Source organism: Acinetobacter sp. YH12068_T, assembly GCF_024606005.1.
Classification (GTDB): Bacteria; Pseudomonadota; Gammaproteobacteria; order Pseudomonadales; family Moraxellaceae; genus Acinetobacter; species Acinetobacter amyesii.
The window spans coordinates 202,828-220,734 of the sequence record NZ_CP094555.1; the positions used below are offsets into that span (position 1 = coordinate 202,828).

Below are 17,907 nucleotides of genomic sequence, written 5' to 3' on the forward strand. Positions count from 1 at the left end.
GTCAATCCAGCGCTTTCCTCAATTTTTTAACTCGAACGACACAGGTTGACTGAGTAAAACCACCTTGGTGTTTTGAGCTGATGCCGAGCGTATAAATAGATTTAAGCTTTGAGGGGTGTCATCGGCAAAGCGGGGTAAAAATTCGAGCTCTGGATTCAGTAGTTTGAAAAAATTATCCCAATGAATTGGAATCACGGTACTGGGTTGAAGAGTCGCTAAGGTTTCTTTGAAATATTGCTGTTGAAACGCTGTCGTTTGCTTGGAAAGCTGAGCGATGCCTAAAAATAAAGTATCGACTTTTAGTTCTTGCAACTGTTTGGGCACAGCACTCGTACTGGCTTTGACTAAACTGTAATGCGGCCCATGTTGGATGAGATAATCATATGATCCACCTTCTTTAAACTGGCTAAAATGTGCAGGGAGTTGTAGTGGCTGCGAAATTTCTTCCCCCAAATCATCATTAACGGCCGTTGGCGGAGTATGCTGTGAAGGGATCGCAGTAATGGTGAATTTACCGATTTGCATCGGCTGCCAAGCTTGAACTTCGTGCAATTGTGATTCAGCGATTGGCATTGCCCGTGCGATATTTAAGGTGCTTTTAGAGCCGACAATCATGGCCTTGGGGAGCTGGTGGGCCAACATTGGAATATCAAGCGCATGATCATAATGTGAATGAGTCACGAAAATAGCACGAGTGCGTTTTAAGTCGTATTGGTCGATATAGCTTTTTAATAAAGGCTGATCACTTTGAATCTGAGTGAATATGGTCTGACTAAGCGATGGACGAGTAAAGAAGCCATCGATGAGGATTTGCTCTTGGCCATCGTCAAACAGTAAAGTCGAAACGTCAAAGAATTTGACGTGATAGGGCGCCGCTGAGCGAGTATCTGCAGTGCTTTGTGCGGGATGTTGATAATGCCACGTTTTAAACACTGCCAAGGTCCCCGAAGGTTGGACCATATAAGCCAACATCCCGATGCGAGGATTATAAAGACTGAAAATATAATAAGAAAAATTTTTAAAATACGCATCCTGCGACTCAGTTTTCATGGATTATTTGCTTCGATGTTGTCCTGAGTCGGTGAATAAATCAACGGGGTTTGAGCGGCGAAACGCCATTTTTGTCTAAAAACTCAGTCCATGCCTTGGCATCACCTGAAAATACATTTAAATCGACAGTGGTCGAGATGCCTTGAATTTGTCCTTGATTGGTATGTTGCCAAATCAGCCATTTCGGATTGTTTTTTAGATCGGGTGGGCCTTTATATTCACGGACCCACAGCGGCGTCTGTTTAAACTCGCCTGCTAAGACAATATTATAAAAAGACTTCGATGTATAAAAAATCGGTTGTTTGCCATAATGGCGGTGCAAGCGATCATGCATATAAGTGATTTCTTTGAGTAACTGCTCTTTGCTGTAGGTGTTAATGCAGTTGGTGTCATATTCCAAATCAATCACGGGAGGAAGGGCATCGGCTTTTTTCGGCACGGAAGCAATAAAATTTTCCGCCTGAATCTTGCCATCACGGCACAGACGGTAAAAATGATAGGCCCCAACTAAAAAGCCGTTTTCCCGTGCTTGTAACCAGTTGTCTTGAAATTTTCGATCTTTAAAATCGCCACCTTCTGTGGCTTTGAGATAAACGAATTGGTATTTTTTAGGTGAAATTTTTGACCATTGAATATCTTTTTGATGATGGGAAACATCAAAGCCTTTGACAGAATATTCTTCTGCAGATGCAGGGCGATGCGGCATCACGGCTAAATAACCTAGTCCTGCCACTACCATGACGCCGCTGATAGCGCTAAGTGCAATAATCGGGCTGTATTTTTTGAGTGAACTTTTTGTGGTACGTGATTTGGCTTTTTTAGGCATGAAAATGTATCCAAGTATCCCTTTTATCATAACCCTTTAAAGGTTGATCTGTCATAGATTTGCCCGATGACACAGGTTTAGACATCCACATGTTTAGGAATCTGCCAAAAAATCGCTGCGGTAATCAGGTTAATGCAGCCGAGTAAAATCAAGGTGCTATGGAATGCTGTTTCGATTTGTGCAGGACCATAATAGGCCGTAAACACGTTGACTAAAGTCCCTGCCAAAGCCACACCGATACTCATCGAAACCATCATAATCATCGACAAGAAACTGTTGCCACTGCTGGCATCTTGTTGGGGTAAATCTTTGAGGGTTAAGGTATTCATCGAAACGAATTGCAGCGAGTTTAAAATACCAAAAATAAAAAAGTGTAAGGCACGTAACCAAGTGGGGGTTTCAGCCGTAGAGAGTGCAAAACTGCAAATACAGGCACCGACCAAGAAAGTATTTACCAATAACACTTTACGATAGCCAAAGCGTTGAATAATTTGACGAATAATCGGTTTTGATGCCAATGAACCGAGTACTGTCGGTATCATCAATAAACCTGTGATAAAAGGCTCAAAGCCAAAAGCCACTTGCAGCATTAAGGGAATCAAAAATGGCATGGCATTGCCGGCAAGGCGGGCAAAGAAGTTGCCGATAATGCTAATGGCATAGATCCGATTTTGAAATAATTTACTGCGAAACAGCGCATTGGCATGGGTATGTGCATGAAAGGCATAGATTAAACTGGCGATAATCCCCGCAGCGACCAAAAGTAGGCTCCACCATAGCGGCAGATGCGGGCTGGCAAAGTTTTCAATGCCTAATGATAAACCCACCATGGCGACGACCAATAAGAAAAAACCCATCAAGTCGAAGCGTTGTACGCTCGGTTCGGTCACATTGGGCATGGCTTTAAAGGTAATAAGTACCCCTAGCAGTCCCATTGGAATGTTTATTAAAAAGATCCAATGCCATGTTGCGATTTCCACCATCCAACCACCAAGGGTAGGACCAATTAAGGGCCCCATTAAACCAGCAAGGCTCATCAGACTCATGGCCGATAAAAACTGTGTCCGAGGAATTACTTTGAGCATTGCCAAACGCCCAACAGGTAGCAGTAATGCGCCACCTATGCCCTGAATTACCCGATAAACCAGCAGCTCATTCAGGCTATTGGCCATACCGCAGCCTAATGATGCTAATGTAAAAATAATAATGGCTGTGAAATAGGTATTTCGTACACCAAAACGATCGGCCAACCAACCACTTAAGGGAATACACGCTGCGACAGACAAGACATAGGCCACGACCACACTATGCATTTGAAGCGGGTCTTCGCCCAAACTTCTTGCCATCGCTGGGATTGCGGTATTGACGATGGTCGTATCCAGGCCTTGCATAAAAAAGCCAATAGAGACCAACAGCACTAGAAGTCTAAATTCGGGTTGTAAAGCCTGATGCGTTGGCGTGCTATTCATAAGTCAATAAAGCTGAGATTTTTAAACAGTTTAAATGAATATTGCCATTTGGATGTAGTAAAAGCTTTGCATAATTGAGCCAAAAAATTGCAAGAAAAATGCAATGAAAGTTTCATCTCTATGCAACCTAATGTTTATAACTTGGTCATATTGAAATAAAAGACGAATGAAAACATGAAACTACAAGTTTCGGCACTGATGTGGTTAAACAAGGCGATGTGGGACCTGAAGGTCTGATTTTTATTGCCGCCAAAGATTCGCCCAATGCTCAACCTTTGTTGGTGGTTGGAAATGAAGTGAACGGTAGCTCTGCGGTTTATCAGATTAAATTGAAATAATTTAATTTTAAATTGTTGTTTTATCTAAAATTTTTATTTTAATGTCGAGAAAAGCACGGCACAAAATTGTATGAACGCCAGATAAACTGTCATAATGCGCTCAAGTCCTTCATTTATTGGAGGGCTTTTTCTTTATGGCAAAGGTGTTTTGTTTTCATGACAATCGAAATTCTGATGGTCATAGGCTTCTGTCTCGCGGCCTATTCTATTGTCGGTAATGATGTGCCACAGACATTGGGAACCTTTATTTCATCCAATGCGCATCGCCCTTGGTGGCTGTTGTGGATCTATGTCAGCAGTATTCTAGCCATTGTATTGGTTTATGGTTGGTACAGTTCTGGCGTGGGGGATGCATCTTATGGTCGTTTAGAAACGATTCCATTTCCCGCAGAAGGGGTAACGTGGCTCTATATTGTACCACCGATCTTACTGATCATTTTGACTCGCTACGGAATCCCAGTCAGCACCACATTCTTAGTGTTAACGATTTTTTCTCCGAGTAGTCTCGGGTCGATGTTAACCAAGTCCATGATGGGTTATGCGGTAGCTTTTGTTGTCGCGATTATTGTTTATCGTTTTGTGATTAAAGGCATCTCGGTTTATTTCAGTAAAACACGTGATGAAACCCCCTCGAATATTTGGGTGGGATTACAGTGGGTTTCGACGGCATTTTTATGGAGTCAGTGGCTGATTCAGGATTTGGCCAATATTTTTGTCTACGTCCCTCGTCAGGTGCCGCTGGAGTTCCTGATTTTTGCAATTGTGGTGTTTATCGTACTGCTTGGGATCATTTTGTACCAACGTGGCGGGGCGATTCAGGGCATTATCGACACCAAAACGGGTGTGGCTGATATCCGCTCGGCAACCATTATCGACTTTATGTATGCCTTGATTTTATTGGTGTTCAAAGAGTGGAGTAATATTCCAATGAGTACCACTTGGGTGTTCTTGGGCTTACTCGCAGGACGTGAATTTGCCATGTCCATGCATTTACATGAAGTGAATAAATATCGAACTTCACGAAATGTCAGCAAAGATGCGATGAAATTGATGCTTGGTTTATTGATGAGTATTTTCTTAGCAACAACATTGCCATGGTTCTATCGTGTGGTGTCAGGTTAAGTCGGCACGATCTTGATTTGAAGTAGGACATCGAGCAATAAAAAAAGGGGAATACTTTATTCCCCTTTTTGACATCTAAAATACAGTTAGACCACGAAATTTTTCGGGCAATCTAAATTTTTCAGTGCGCTAAAGATCTGCTTCGAAGAATTACATACGATCAGTTTGGCACGATGCTGCGGCGGCAAGAAACCTTCAGCGACCGCATGGTCTAATTGTGCAATTAGTGCATCATAGAAGCCATTGACGTTATAAAGCATCATCGGTTTTTGGTGTTGATTCAACTGTCCCCAAGTGGCGATTTCTAAAATTTCTTCGAATGTACCGAGACCACCGGGCAGAGCAACAAAGGCACTTGCACGTTCTGCCATCATGGCTTTACGCTCATGCATACTGCGCACGACGTGTAGTTCAGTCAAATGATTATGTGCAATTTCATAATCCAACATAAACTCAGGAATCACACCCACGGCTTCGCCGCCATGATCGACCACAGCGTCAGCGACTTGACCCATCAGGCCAATACTGGCGCCACCATAGACCAGACCAAAACCATGTTCAGCCAAGCCTTGCGCTAATGCGATGGCTTTTTCTTGATAAATTGGATTGTTACCAGAGCGGGAGCCGCAATACAGTGCGATTAAAGGTTGTGTTGTAGCAGGAGAAGGATTACCACGTTTTTCTGTCATTTTTAATCCGCTATTCATTACGTTTTAATTTTACCTTAGCATGTTATTTTTTATGACACTACATTGGCAGCTAAATATGACAATTTAATGTCATCATTGGGTTTAAATTCTTCCATACTGAGATTGTACTTTGGTAAAAAAGGGTGAATTTTTACCTTAACTTGCTATACTTGAAACTTCATTTTAAGCTAAAGAACCGTCATGGGTAGTGGTTGTTGTCACTCAGCACACATCAAAATATTAGAAAGAACGCCATTAAAAGCGTTTGCGCATGTCCAATGCATTTCATCTTCAAATCAGCATGATCCACGTGTGAATAACATTCAGGAGATACAATTATGATCTTTGAATGGATGTCCGACCCATCTGCATGGGTGGGTTTATTGACACTGGTGGTGCTTGAGATTGTTTTAGGTATCGATAACCTGGTTTTTATTGCGATTCTTGCGGAAAAATTACCGCCAGAACAGCGTAATACTGCACGGATTGTCGGCTTATTGCTTGCACTGTGTATGCGATTGATCTTACTGGCCTCGATTGCATGGGTGGTGACTCTAACCAACCCACTGTTCCATATTTTCGACCATCCATTTTCCGGTCGAGATCTAATTTTACTGTTTGGTGGGGTGTTCTTGCTATTTAAAGGCACCATGGAACTGCGTGAACGTCTTGAAAACAAGCCTATGCTAAAGGAAGAAAATCCTGTGCATGCGACGTTTTGGATGGTGATTGTGCAGATTGTGGTGCTCGATGCCGTGTTCTCGCTCGATAGCGTGATTACCGCTGTCGGGATGGTGAAACACCTTTCTGTCATGATGATTGCGGTCATTATTGCTGTCGGCATTATGCTGTGGGCATCTAAACCACTGATGAACTTCGTGAACCGTCACCCAACGGTGGTGATTCTGTGCCTGTGCTTCTTAATGATGATCGGTTTCTCGCTCTTGGTCGAAGGCTTTGGTTTCCATATTCCAAAAGGTTACTTATACGCGGCCATTGGTTTCTCTGTCATGATTGAGTTCTTGAACCAAACCATGCGTCATAATCAGGAAAAAATGGTCACAACCACAGACTTACGTTATCGCACAGCCTCAGCTGTGATGCGTATGCTCGGTGGGAAAAATGTTGCAGACAATCAAAATGAAAATGAAGATGTGCTTGCAACACGTGCTTTTGCTGATGAAGTCTTTGATGAAGACAACGGGGTTTACCACAGTGTCATGGTACAAGGGGTACTGGGTTTATCTGAGCGTCCAGTAAAGTCCGTGATGACACCTCGTCCTGAACTGGAATGGATTGATTTAGATGAAGAACCTGAGGCGATTCGTGCTCAATTACTCAGTACCACGCATTCACGTTTAATTGTGGCCCATGGTGAGTTAGACAATATCGCGGGTGCGGTACTGACTCATAAAGTCATGAATGACTATATTGAAACAGGCGTACTCGATTTCGAAAAACATCTCCGTGAGCCTGTGGTGGTGCATGAAAATGCACAAGTCTTGATGGTGATGGAACAGCTACGTCAAGCACCGTTGCAAATGGCTTTGGTCTTGAACGAATACGGTTCAATTGAAGGGATTGCAACACCGATTGATGTCTTAGAAGCGATTGCTGGTGAGTTCCCTGATGAAGATGAACCAGAGACGGCAGCAGAAAGCCTCGATGATGGTTCATTGTTACTCGATGGCTCAACCGATATTCGCCACGTGTCTTTATTGTTAGGTCGTGACTTGGTGGATGATGCTGAACAGTATTCGACATTGTCCGGATATATCTTATTTCATTTGGGCCGTTTACCAGCCAATGGTGAAAAACTCAAAGCGGATGAACACATCTTTGAAGTGGTCACAATGGATGGCCATAAGATCGAAAAAGTGCATGTCATTCCCATGCCAACTGAAGATTAAGCTGAGGCCAAGAGAACATTCAGCTTAATCTATATAGATCAATATTGATTAACATACTGCTGATGAAAATTGTGTGGAAAGATCCGTTAAAATAGCCTGCATTGTCAGGCTATTTTTTATGGAAACAAATATGTCACAAGTCCAGTGTCCATGTGGCAAAGGTGAGTATGCTAGCTGTTGTCAGCCCTTACATGCGGGGCGTGAAAATGCACAAACTGCAGAGCAATTGATGCGTTCACGTTATAGTGCATTTGCACAACATGAGATTGATTATATTGTACAAACAACTGCAATTGGACAGCAGCAAGCCTTGGATGTGAGTGCCATTGCAGCGTGGAGTCAGGCCAATCAGTGGTTAAAACTTGAAGTTGTACAAGCCCAAGAAAAACTCGATAAAAACCATGCTCAAGTTGAATTTAAAGCGCATTATCACGATGGGCAGCAAGCGCAAGTACATCATGAAATTTCACACTTTGTGAAGTTCGAGCAGCGCTGGTATTTCCTTGATCCGACCACAGAGATGAAAATCACCATGAAGCAGCCGTGTATTTGTGGTTCTGGACGAAAATTTAAACAATGTTGTGCGCAATTTTTATAACATTTGAGCAGATTTAGCTTAGAATAGCGCGCATCTCAACCCTCAGTGGAAGAAGGGCGATGTTACTTACCGTTATTTATATTATCGCAATCACGGCAGAAGCAATGACAGGTGCATTGTCTGCGGGTCGGCGGAGTATGGACTGGTTTGGGGTAACATTGATTGCCTGTGTCACGGCACTGGGGGGCGGTTCGGTTCGTGATGTGCTACTTGGGCATTATCCACTGACGTGGGTTAAGCATCCTGAATATCTCATGCTGACCTGCTTTGCTGCATTTGTCACCATCCTGATTGCGAAGTGGATGCGTCATCTTCGTAATATCTTCTTGGTTCTCGATGCCCTTGGTCTCATAGGTTTTACCATTATTGGCTGTCAAATTGCTTTAGAAATGGGCCATGGTTTTGTCGTCTCTGCAGTAGCAGGAGTGCTAACAGGTGTTTCTGGCGGTATTCTACGAGATATTCTATGTAACGATGTGCCGCTGGTGTTCCGTCGTGAACTTTATGCCAGTATTTCTTTTGTGTCCGTGATTTGTTATTGGCTCTGCATTGAGATTGGCTTATCGCTAGAATTGACCGTCATTGCGACGCTCATTTTCGGTTTCACCTTACGTCTGATCGCCATTTACTTTGGCTTAGAAATGCCTAAATTTATTTATAAAGATGATGATGATCAGTCAGTATCTTCAAAAGATTTGTCGTAACCGCGTTGCCATAACATCACATTAAAATGCTAAAAAGACGGATCAATGGTCGGTCTTTTGCATGGATCTATACTAAAAAACGCAAAATCATACATCCTGTTGGGAAAGCAGTGTTCATCCTTCCACCAGTTCAGAGATCTTGTTATGGACTTAGTCTCACGTATACAACGCTTACCCATCGGTAAGTTTCACTACACTTTACTTTGGGTTATTGGCCTTGGCTGGATGTTTGATGCCATGGATACGGGACTCATTTCCTTTATCTTAGCGAAAATGGCTGAAGATTGGGCCATGACGCCAAATGATAAAAGTTGGGTGGTCTCGATTGGTTTTGTTGGGATGGCGATTGGCGCGGTGTTTTCTGGAGGACTGGCAGATCGCTTCGGCCGAAAAACAGTGTTTGCATGGACATTGGTGATTTATAGCTTAGCCACCGCTGCATGTGCGTTTGCACCTAATCTAACTTGGTTGTTGGTATTTCGTTTTATTGTCGGCCTAGGTTTAGGTGGGCAACTCCCAGTCGCGGTGACTTTGGTCAGTGAATATATTCCAGCGCATGTACGTGGACGTTTTATTGTCTTACTAGAAAGTTTTTGGGGGCTGGGCTGGTTGGTTGCTGCATTGGTATCACGCTTTATTATTCCGGATTTTGGTTGGCATGCGGCTTTCCTGATTGGCGGTATTCCTGCTTTATATGCGATCGTGATTTGGAAAATGGTGCCCGAATCGGTGCCTTATTTAATTAACCGTGGACGTTTTGATGAAGCACACGCATTGGTGAAAAAGATTGAAGCCAAATGTGGTGTAGAAGTTGTTGAAATCTTTGAAGTCAAACCAGTTGCAGAAAAGCACAATATCAGTTTTTCACAGTTGTGGTCAGGGATTTTTGCACGTCGTACTTTAATGCTGTGGCTCATTTGGTTCGGTATCGTTTTTTCTTATTACGGTATTTTTACATGGTTACCAAGTTTATTGGTCAAAGAAGGCTACACCATTGTTCAATCCTTTGAATATGTTTTGGTCATGATTTTGGCACAATTACCGGGTTATATTGCAGCTGCATGGTTGGTCGAAAAATTAGGTCGTAAAGCTACGTTGGCGGGCTTCATTGGGATGTGTGCAATTTCGGCATATTTCTTCGGTCAGTCTGGCAGTGTGACAGAGATTGTGATTTGGGGCTGTTTAATGTCCTTCTTTAATCTCGGTGCTTGGGGCGTACTTTATACCTATACACCAGAACAATATCCGGCCAATATTCGTGCCTTTGGTTCGGGCTGGGCGGGTGCCATTGGTCGGATCGGGGGCATTGCCGCGCCTTTTGCTGTGACACATATGATGGATATGGATCATGGTTTTAGCTATGTATTTATGATGTTTACTGCAGTCTTAATTGCCGTTGCCGTGGTGATTTTGGTTTTAGGTGAAGAAACCAAGGGCAAAACTTTAGAATCCATCGGTCTATAAAGACTGTTGAATTTTTAGTTGATCATGGTGAATAAAATGGATATTTTTACGCCATAAGACACAATTTGTCGCAGAGTGTTAGATCATCCCCTTGTATAGGGGACACCTGCGACATAGCATAAGAACCCAATAAAGAACGAACAATTTAGGATTACAGGTTGTTATGACAAGCCTTGCGCATCATGCGACAGAAAACCGTTCCGTAGCAGAATTTACCGAACAAGCATATCTCAACTACGCCATGTACGTGATTATGGATCGTGCATTGCCACATATCAGTGATGGTCTAAAACCCGTTCAGCGTCGTATCGTCTATGCGATGAGTGAACTCGGGTTAAAGCCAACGGGTAAGCCAAAAAAATCTGCACGTACGGTTGGTGATGTACTGGGTAAATACCATCCTCACGGTGACTCAGCTTGTTATGAAGCCATGGTCCTCATGGCGCAGCCGTTTAGTTATCGCTATCCATTTATTGAAGGTCAGGGAAACTGGGGCTCACCAGATGATCCGAAATCCTTCGCAGCGATGCGATATACCGAAGCAAAACTGTCTGCTTATAGTGATTTATTATTGTCTGAGTTAGGACAAGGAACCTGTGATTGGCAGGATAACTTTGATGGTTCGATGAAAGAGCCAGTGAATTTACCGGCACGTGTTCCAAATATTTTACTCAACGGCACAACGGGTATTGCAGTGGGTATGGCAACCGATATTCCACCGCACAACTTACGTGAAGTGGTGAAGGGTACCATCGCCTTAATTCGCAATCCTAATTTAACCGATGAAAAAGTCGCAGAATATATTCCTGCACCTGATTTGCCTACACGTGCGGAAATTATTAGTTCTCCAGAAGAATTACTTAAAATTCAAACCACGGGTCGCGGTAGTTATCGAACTCGTGCGGTGTACAGCATTGAGAAAAATGAAATCGTGATTACGGAGCTGCCGTATCAGGTTTCAGGTTCAAAAGTGATCACGCAGATTGCAGATCAAATGCAGGCGAAGAAGTTGCCATTGGTCACGGATTTACGTGATGAGTCAGATCATAAAAACCCAACACGTTTAGTGATTGTCCTGCGCTCAAACCGTATTGATGCTGAATCGGTGATGAGTCATCTATTTGCAACCACTGACTTAGAGTCGAGCTATCGTGTCAATATGAACATGATTGGCGCTGACGGTCGTCCGCAAGTGAAATCGATCCGCCGTATTTTGTTGGAATGGATCGAAATCCGTAAGAATACCGTGACACGTCGTTTGACTTATCATCTGAATAAAATTGAAAAACGGTTACATATACTTGCAGGCTTGATCATTGCCTATCTGAATATTGATGAAGTAATTCGTATTATTCGTGAAGAAGATCAGCCTAAACCGGTGTTAATGACGCATTTTAATATCGATGAAATTCAAGCCGAAGCGATTTTAGAACTCAAGTTACGTCATTTGGCAAAACTTGAAGAAATGGAAATGCGCCGCGAACAAGAAGAATTGGAAGCCAAAGCTGCCATTATTCGTGAACAATTGGCGAACCCTGAGTCATTAAAAGCATTGATCATTAATGAACTTAAAGAAGATGCGAAGAAATTTGGTGATGACCGCCGTTCTCCAATTGTGAAGCGTGCAGAAGCCCATGCGATTAATGAACAAGATATGCTTCCTGCAGATCCTGTGACTGTGGTGTTGTCTGAAGCGGGTTGGATTCGCTCGGCGAAAGGTCATGAAGTCGATGCTGAGAACTTAAATTTCCGTGCAGGTGACCAATATCTCAGCCATGCGCAAGGTAAATCGAATCAACGTGTGTATGTATTAGATGATGCCGGTCGAAGCTATGCTTTGGGCATCAATACCTTGCCATCCGCGCGTGGTTTAGGTGAGCCTCTGAGTTCTAAACTTGCACCTGCAAGTGGTGTCGGCTTTAAACAAGTGTTTATTGCCGAAGATGAAACAGAAGTCTTGGCGATGAGTAGTAAAGGCTATGGCTTTAAAACCCAAGCCAAAAACCTCGATACCAATGCAAAAGCGGGTAAAGCCTTCCTTAGTTTATCTGAAGGCGCGGCGGTCATGAATTTAACGGCGATTGAGAATGCAACACATCTTGCACTCCTCAGTTCTGCGGGTCGTTTGCTGTTGGTTGAACTTGATGAATTACCAGTATTGAATAAGGGTAAAGGTAATAAATTGATACAACTTGAGGCGAAAGATCAAATTGTATCCATGACAACTTTGAATTTAGATGAAATAATTCAAGTGCTTGCAGGAAATCAACAATTAAAGCTTAAAGGCGACGATCTGCAAAAATATGTGGGCAAACGTGCATCGAAAGGCGTGTTGTTACCACGTGGATATCAAAAAGCAAATAAACTGTTCATTCAAAGATAATACTAGCATCCATGGAACGAAATACGTTATATATGCTGTTATTCGTGAAATGGATGCAATATTAAGCACAAACAAGTTAAATAATGACCGCTTAATATTGAAAAAAAACAGTTGGATTATTAAGGATTACGACAGGAGAATTGGGCGTTATGGAAAAGATTTGGTTCGCTGAATACCAAAAGACAGGGATTCCAGAAACTGTAGAATTACCCGCAGAAAATACCTCATTGGTCGATATTTTTGAGCGTAATTTTCAGAAGTTTGGCTCAAGAGATGCCTTTATCTTCATGGATAAAGTCTTAACTTTTAAAGAACTTGATGAAGCAAGCCGTAAATTTGCAACCTATTTGCAAAGCTTAGGTTTGGCTAAAGGTTCACGCGTTGCAGTCATGATGCCGAACGTTCTTCAATATCCTGTTGTTGCATTAGGTGTATTCCGTGCTGGCCTGGTATTGGTCAACGTGAATCCACTGTATACCTCTCGTGAGCTTGAGCATCAATTGAATGACTCTGGAACAGAAGCTCTTGTTATTATTGAAAACTTTGCATCTGTTTACCAAGCGATTATTGGTAAAACCCCAGTAAAACACGTGATCGTGGCATCTGTGGGTGACATGCTTGGTACGCTGAAAGGCACATTGGTTAACTTTGTATTACGTTCAGTACGTAAACAAATTCCAGCTTGGAACATTCCAGGTCATATTCGCTTTAATGCAGCAATGTCTAAAGTGAGTGCAAATAATTACAAGCGTCCAAACCTAACTTTAAGTGATACTGCAGTACTTCAATATACTGGTGGTACAACTGGCGTATCTAAAGGCGCAGAATTGACACATCGTAACCTTGTGTCAAACATGTTGCAGTGTGATGGTATTTTCCAAAGTAAATTTGGTCAGCAAGATGGTCAGCCAGATGATCGTATCTTCTGTGCATTACCGCTGTATCACATCTTTGCATTTATGGTGTGTGCACTTTACGGCATGTACAAAGGTCAGGCGAACGTATTGATTCCTAACCCGCGTGACCTACCTGCGGTAATGAAAGAATTACGTAAATACCAACCTTCATTCTTTCCAGCAGTGAACACTTTGTTTAATGCTTTGGTGAACAATGAAGAGTTCAAGCAACTTGACCACAGCAAGCTAAAAATGGCGATGGGTGGTGGTATGGCAGTACTTCCTTCGACTGCAGAAGCGTGGAAGAAAGTTACCGGTACCAATATCATCGAAGGTTATGGCTTATCAGAAACTTCACCTGTTGCAACTGCAAACCCTCCAGCATCGATGGAATTCAGCGGTACGATTGGTATTCCATTGCCACTGACTGAAGTTGCTATTTTAGATGATGATGGCAATGAAGTTGCTCAAGGTGAGCAAGGTGAAATTTCGATTCGTGGTCCTCAAGTCATGAAAGGCTATTGGAACCGTCCAGATGAAACTGCCAAAGTAATGACGGCGGACGGTTTCTTCCGTACTGGTGACATTGGTGTCATGGATCCACGCGGTTATGTGAAGATTGTAGACCGTAAAAAAGACATGATTTTGGTATCGGGTTTTAACGTTTATCCTTCTGAAATTGAAGAAGTTGTTGCAAAACATCCAAAAGTACTAGAAGTTGCTGCGATTGGTGTTCCTGATGAAAAATCAGGTGAAGTACCTAAATTATTCGTTGTGAAAAAAGATCCATCTTTAACGACTGAAGAAGTTTTGGCATTCGCAAAAGAAAACTTAACTGGCTATAAACGCCCACGTTATGTTGAATTTATGGATGAATTACCAAAATCGAATGTTGGTAAGATTCTACGTAAAGATTTGCGTAAAACAGCATAATATAATGCATAAAAAAAGCGCCTTCGGGCGCTTTTTTTATCGCTTTAAATTTAGAGCATTAAAGCTTACCTTTATTCATCGACCAGCGATCAAAGTAGCGACGTCCTACTCCAAAAACACCTAAGAAAATAAACATCGCACCGAACTGACGACTAAAGCCAGATTGGTTATAGCTGCCATAGGTTAAAATATTGTCGACTAAACAATATAGGGCAATGACAATGATCCAATGCCAAAGGGGAAGTTGCTTGATAGAAACTGCATAGAATGCAATCCACATGATGACAAAGCTGAAAACAGTCGACCATACATTTAAGTTGGCGCAGATCACAGCAAGTAAAAATGCAGTCACAGGAATGACGATTTTTAAAACACGATCGACGCGAAGCTGATGGCGTTTTTGCTCTTCAAGAACTTCAAATAATTGATCTTGATCAGAAGTGCTCATAGAGGATCCTTTCATCTGCCGATTATAAAAACACTATATTTAACAAAAATTATTCACGAAATGCCATGGTATTATAGCAGCCATAAAAATCTTCCTGAGAAAAAACACATGCACAGCATCAGTGGGATCATCTATCTCATTTTGGCCGCTTGTTTACTGCCATATGTATTTACATTTATTGCGAAGCGAGCTGCAGGTTTTAAGTCGAGTGATAATCAAAATCCACGTGAAGTTTTAGCGCGCTCTACAGGGGTGGCGAGCCGCGCACATGCAGTGCAGCAAAATAGTTTTGAAAGTTTACCTTTATTTATTGCGGCTATTCTAATGGCCGAATACATGGTGATTCATCAGCAATACATCATGACCTTTGGGATTGCCTATCTCGTTTTACGCGTCATTTATGGGCTATGTTATTTAGCCAATTGGGCAACTTTACGTTCAATCATTTGGACCTTGTCGATGTTATGCCCAATTTGCCTGATGTTATTGGTCATTAAATTAAGCTAAATGTTCTGCTTGATGATTAAATTATCAGCATGATCGCTAAAATCACAAAAAAAGCGATAAAACCGTTATAATTGTGCCGGATTAAAAGATTTAACTTTGTTTAAAGAGTGATGCTATGAGCTACAGCAATATCCCAGCGGGTAAAGATGCACCAAACGACATCTATGTCATTATTGAAATTCCTGCAAATGCAGCACCAATCAAATACGAAATCGATAAAGATTCTGATGCGTTATTTGTAGACCGTTTCATGGGTACTGCAATGTTCTACCCAGCGAACTATGGTTATGTTCCAAATACATTATCTTTGGATGGTGACCCACTAGACGTACTTGTGGTAACTCCACATCCAGTAGAGCCAGGTTCTGTAATTCGTTGCCGTCCTGTTGGTAAATTGAACATGGAAGATGACGGTGGTGTTGACGCAAAACTCGTTGCTGTTCCACACGACAAATTGACTCCGCTTTATAAAGATGTTCAAGAATATACAGATCTTCCTGCGTTATTGATCAATCAAATTGAACATTTCTTCCAACACTACAAAGACTTAGAGCCTGGTAAATGGGTTAAGTTAAGTGGTTGGGAAGGTGCTGATGTTGCTAAACAAGAAGTACTTAGCTCAATTGAAGCTTACAAAGCTGCGAACAAATAATATTGTTTTAAGCTGAGCATCGTTGTTATATGAAAACGATGCTCATAAAAAAACCTGCACACTGTGCAGGTTTTTTTTTCGCTATCTTAGAGTAGCTGCGAAATTAAAATAATTTCACAGGAATGTCTAAGAATAAACGCCATTCGTTTGTATCACCGATATAAGCATTTGTTTGGTAATCATCGCTAGCACGGTAGTATGAGTGACGAACACGTAAGCTTGCATCTTTGGCAAAACCAGATTGAACAGTATATTTCACTTGGTTAAAGAATTCGCGTTCTTGTGCATCGTCAGTTAAGCCAGCAACTTTGATGTCCCAACCATATACAAATGCAGTTGTCCAAGTTAAACCAGGAACATTCATACCCGCAAAGTTATATGTGTATTGAACCTGAGCAGATTTTTCATCATTACCGATGAAGTCAGATAGATAAGAGTTTGGTAGGTAGATACTTTGACCGCCATCAGCATTTTCGCCATAGTCATAACCAGTGTTGCCACTGTTTTGTTGGTAAGCCAACATTACGTTATGGTTACCCGTGTTATACGTACCTGAAACCGCCCAAATCGAGTTTTGACGATCTGAGTCATCTGCAACGATTTGTGAATAAGTACTACCTTCTTTGTCCCATTCTGTATGGTAACCACTAAAGTCAAAAGTTAATGTATCTTTGTTTGCTAATGGGTAGGTATAGTTCACATTTGCATAATGGCGCTCAAGCGCTTCTTTGCTGTCTAAACCGTAGTATGACGCATTAAGCTGATCATTAAATTTGTATTTAGCACCCCAAACAATTGCGCGGTCTAATTTACGACCATCTGTATCAATTTGGTCTGAGTATTGGTTTTTAGTGAATTTACCAGCTGTCAGTTCTAAACCATTAATTTCACGGCTTGTCGCTAACACACCTTCAAAATATTCAGGAACCAAACGAGCTGTGTTACTTGCAAGTACAGGTAGATCTAGAACTTGAGTACCATAAGTCACAGTTGTATTTGAAATACGTGCTTTTACGTTCGCGCCACCACGAGCCCAATGATCATAAGTATCACCAGAGTTTTCTTTGCCATTCAACGTTTCACGAGGAATCATGTTGTTGCCGGCATTGTTGTTGTCACCGATTTTAAATGAACCATCACCAACAACACCTACACCAAAGCCAACAACACCTTGAGTGAAGCCTGAATCTAATTTCACAATCGCAGTTTGTGCCAGTGAGCTAGTGTCATCTACACCATTTTTCTTATCGCGCTTAATGTAACCTGTACGAAACAATACAGAGCCTTCGGCATCTTCCACAAAGCCTTTAGATTCACTTTGTTCGCTAGCAAAAGCAGTAGAAATAAGAGCAGCGTTTACTAATACTGCAAGTGTTAGTTGTTGAGCTTTAAGCATTGGGAGAGAGCCTCATGCAAATTTGGTTAATATGTAGTGCGATTGTATATTTTTTCTTAAAAAAATCACTATTTTTAATGCGCTTATTACACTAAAGTTAGAAAATGGCCAGATCATTGATCAATCTGTAATAAGCAAATGTTTCGTATGTTATTGTTGTTTAACAAATAGTTTATTTAAATTGAATATATATTAAGCTAAAGAGAAGTTTATTCATTGCTTATCATAAAAAAATATAAAAAATGGTAAAAACTTTCATTTAACTTGCTGATTTATCATCACTCTTTGCGACAAATTGTGCCGAATCTAAATTCGTATTTTGATCAAAAAGTATATCAATGGTTGAGGTGCATGGCATCTATGTTCAGGCACAGTAAGCACCGTTGGCGTGTTTTTTGTAAATAGAGAATGACTTTTAGCGAAGTCGTCAGAAATTTTTCCTTAAAAAAACAGTTCAATAAAAGATGATAATATTCGTGATAAATACATATAAATGAATGCATTAAATCATTGTTAAAGACT

The 17,907-nt window shown here is 41.6% G+C and carries 16 protein-coding genes; 10 read left to right on the forward strand and 6 right to left on the reverse strand.

Features of this window, described 5'->3' with window-relative positions:
* Positions 1 to 18: 18 nt before the first annotated feature.
* From MST18_RS00955 to mdtD, 3 genes are all read right to left on the reverse strand, one after another.
* Positions 19 to 960: an MBL fold metallo-hydrolase gene (locus tag MST18_RS00955; protein WP_257250155.1), complete on the reverse strand. Its 942-nt coding sequence runs from the start codon at positions 958 to 960 to the stop codon at positions 19 to 21.
* Positions 961 to 1,090: 130 nt separating this feature from the next.
* Entirely contained in the window at positions 1,091 to 1,876 is a 786-nt protein-coding gene (locus MST18_RS00960; RefSeq protein ID WP_180133275.1) for a GH25 family lysozyme, read from the reverse strand.
* A gap of 77 nt (positions 1,877 to 1,953) precedes the next feature.
* Positions 1,954 to 3,345, reverse strand: a complete 1,392-nt coding sequence (gene mdtD, locus MST18_RS00965) for a multidrug transporter subunit MdtD (RefSeq protein ID WP_180133274.1) — start codon at positions 3,343 to 3,345, stop codon at positions 1,954 to 1,956.
* A gap of 200 nt (positions 3,346 to 3,545) precedes the next feature.
* Between mdtD and MST18_RS00970 the strand changes: the two genes are divergently transcribed.
* Both MST18_RS00970 and MST18_RS00975 read left to right on the forward strand, forming a co-directional pair.
* On the forward strand, positions 3,546 to 3,683 hold the full coding sequence (locus MST18_RS00970; protein ID WP_180133273.1) for a hypothetical protein: 138 nt from the start codon (positions 3,546 to 3,548) through the stop codon (positions 3,681 to 3,683).
* A 156-nt stretch (positions 3,684 to 3,839) separates the two neighbouring features.
* The gene (locus MST18_RS00975; protein WP_078189479.1) at positions 3,840 to 4,805 is read left to right on the forward strand and encodes a hypothetical protein; all 966 of its coding nucleotides are present in this window, start codon (positions 3,840 to 3,842) and stop codon (positions 4,803 to 4,805) included.
* Positions 4,806 to 4,891: 86 nt separating this feature from the next.
* On the opposite strand, the gene MST18_RS00980 is transcribed toward MST18_RS00975, so the two are convergent.
* A complete protein-coding gene (locus MST18_RS00980) occupies positions 4,892 to 5,512 on the reverse strand; it encodes a TIGR00730 family Rossman fold protein (RefSeq protein WP_078192607.1) in 621 nt (206 codons plus the stop codon).
* A 320-nt stretch (positions 5,513 to 5,832) separates the two neighbouring features.
* On the opposite strand from MST18_RS00980, the gene MST18_RS00985 reads away from it, so the two are divergent.
* The 6 genes from MST18_RS00985 (at position 5,833) to MST18_RS01010 (ending at position 14,382) form a co-directional block, all read left to right on the forward strand.
* The gene (locus MST18_RS00985) at positions 5,833 to 7,404 is read left to right on the forward strand and encodes a TerC family protein (protein WP_180133272.1); all 1,572 of its coding nucleotides are present in this window, start codon (positions 5,833 to 5,835) and stop codon (positions 7,402 to 7,404) included.
* 130 nt (positions 7,405 to 7,534) lie between these two features.
* Positions 7,535 to 8,002: a YchJ family protein gene (locus MST18_RS00990; RefSeq protein WP_180133271.1), complete on the forward strand. Its 468-nt coding sequence runs from the start codon at positions 7,535 to 7,537 to the stop codon at positions 8,000 to 8,002.
* A gap of 59 nt (positions 8,003 to 8,061) precedes the next feature.
* Positions 8,062 to 8,706 carry a trimeric intracellular cation channel family protein gene (locus MST18_RS00995; RefSeq protein ID WP_078189475.1) on the forward strand — a complete coding sequence of 215 codons (645 nt, stop codon included), beginning with the start codon at positions 8,062 to 8,064 and terminating at the stop codon, positions 8,704 to 8,706.
* Positions 8,707 to 8,850: 144 nt separating this feature from the next.
* Positions 8,851 to 10,170, forward strand: coding sequence for an MFS transporter (locus tag MST18_RS01000; protein ID WP_078189474.1), 1,320 nt, complete (start codon positions 8,851 to 8,853; stop codon positions 10,168 to 10,170).
* Between the two features lie 163 nt (positions 10,171 to 10,333).
* Positions 10,334 to 12,553 carry a DNA topoisomerase IV subunit A gene (gene parC / locus MST18_RS01005; protein ID WP_180133270.1) on the forward strand — a complete coding sequence of 740 codons (2,220 nt, stop codon included), beginning with the start codon at positions 10,334 to 10,336 and terminating at the stop codon, positions 12,551 to 12,553.
* A gap of 149 nt (positions 12,554 to 12,702) precedes the next feature.
* A complete protein-coding gene (locus MST18_RS01010; RefSeq protein WP_180008091.1) occupies positions 12,703 to 14,382 on the forward strand; it encodes a long-chain-fatty-acid--CoA ligase in 1,680 nt (559 codons plus the stop codon).
* A gap of 58 nt (positions 14,383 to 14,440) precedes the next feature.
* Here MST18_RS01010 and MST18_RS01015 read toward each other — a convergent pair whose 3' ends face one another.
* Positions 14,441 to 14,830: a hypothetical protein gene (locus tag MST18_RS01015; protein WP_180133269.1), complete on the reverse strand. Its 390-nt coding sequence runs from the start codon at positions 14,828 to 14,830 to the stop codon at positions 14,441 to 14,443.
* Positions 14,831 to 14,938: 108 nt separating this feature from the next.
* Between MST18_RS01015 and MST18_RS01020 the strand changes: the two genes are divergently transcribed.
* Positions 14,939 to 15,337: an MAPEG family protein gene (locus tag MST18_RS01020; RefSeq protein WP_180116065.1), complete on the forward strand. Its 399-nt coding sequence runs from the start codon at positions 14,939 to 14,941 to the stop codon at positions 15,335 to 15,337.
* A gap of 115 nt (positions 15,338 to 15,452) precedes the next feature.
* Entirely contained in the window at positions 15,453 to 15,989 is a 537-nt protein-coding gene (ppa, locus tag MST18_RS01025; RefSeq protein ID WP_078189469.1) for an inorganic diphosphatase, read from the forward strand.
* A gap of 103 nt (positions 15,990 to 16,092) precedes the next feature.
* Here ppa and MST18_RS01030 read toward each other — a convergent pair whose 3' ends face one another.
* Positions 16,093 to 17,385: an OprD family outer membrane porin gene (locus MST18_RS01030; RefSeq protein ID WP_180084509.1), complete on the reverse strand. Its 1,293-nt coding sequence runs from the start codon at positions 17,383 to 17,385 to the stop codon at positions 16,093 to 16,095.
* Positions 17,386 to 17,907 lie beyond the last annotated feature (522 nt).

What these genes read in the sequence shown, in the direction of transcription:
- MST18_RS00955 (WP_257250155.1), bottom strand. Translation starts at nt 960, where the DNA reads ATGGTCCAACCTTCGGGGACCTTGGCAGTGTTTAAAACGTGGCATTAT.
- MST18_RS00960 (WP_180133275.1), bottom strand. Translation starts at nt 1,876, where the DNA reads ATGCCTAAAAAAGCCAAATCACGTACCACAAAAAGTTCACTCAAAAAA.
- mdtD (WP_180133274.1), bottom strand. Translation starts at nt 3,345, where the DNA reads ATGAATAGCACGCCAACGCATCAGGCTTTACAACCCGAATTTAGACTT.
- MST18_RS00975 (WP_078189479.1), top strand. Translation starts at nt 3,840, where the DNA reads ATGACAATCGAAATTCTGATGGTCATAGGCTTCTGTCTCGCGGCCTAT.
- MST18_RS00980 (WP_078192607.1), bottom strand. Translation starts at nt 5,512, where the DNA reads ATGAATAGCGGATTAAAAATGACAGAAAAACGTGGTAATCCTTCTCCT.
- MST18_RS00985 (WP_180133272.1), top strand. Translation starts at nt 5,833, where the DNA reads ATGATCTTTGAATGGATGTCCGACCCATCTGCATGGGTGGGTTTATTG.
- MST18_RS00990 (WP_180133271.1), top strand. Translation starts at nt 7,535, where the DNA reads ATGTCACAAGTCCAGTGTCCATGTGGCAAAGGTGAGTATGCTAGCTGT.
- MST18_RS00995 (WP_078189475.1), top strand. Translation starts at nt 8,062, where the DNA reads ATGTTACTTACCGTTATTTATATTATCGCAATCACGGCAGAAGCAATG.
- MST18_RS01000 (WP_078189474.1), top strand. Translation starts at nt 8,851, where the DNA reads ATGGACTTAGTCTCACGTATACAACGCTTACCCATCGGTAAGTTTCAC.
- parC (WP_180133270.1), top strand. Translation starts at nt 10,334, where the DNA reads ATGACAAGCCTTGCGCATCATGCGACAGAAAACCGTTCCGTAGCAGAA.
- MST18_RS01010 (WP_180008091.1), top strand. Translation starts at nt 12,703, where the DNA reads ATGGAAAAGATTTGGTTCGCTGAATACCAAAAGACAGGGATTCCAGAA.
- MST18_RS01015 (WP_180133269.1), bottom strand. Translation starts at nt 14,830, where the DNA reads ATGAGCACTTCTGATCAAGATCAATTATTTGAAGTTCTTGAAGAGCAA.
- MST18_RS01020 (WP_180116065.1), top strand. Translation starts at nt 14,939, where the DNA reads ATGCACAGCATCAGTGGGATCATCTATCTCATTTTGGCCGCTTGTTTA.
- ppa (WP_078189469.1), top strand. Translation starts at nt 15,453, where the DNA reads ATGAGCTACAGCAATATCCCAGCGGGTAAAGATGCACCAAACGACATC.
- MST18_RS01030 (WP_180084509.1), bottom strand. Translation starts at nt 17,385, where the DNA reads ATGCTTAAAGCTCAACAACTAACACTTGCAGTATTAGTAAACGCTGCT.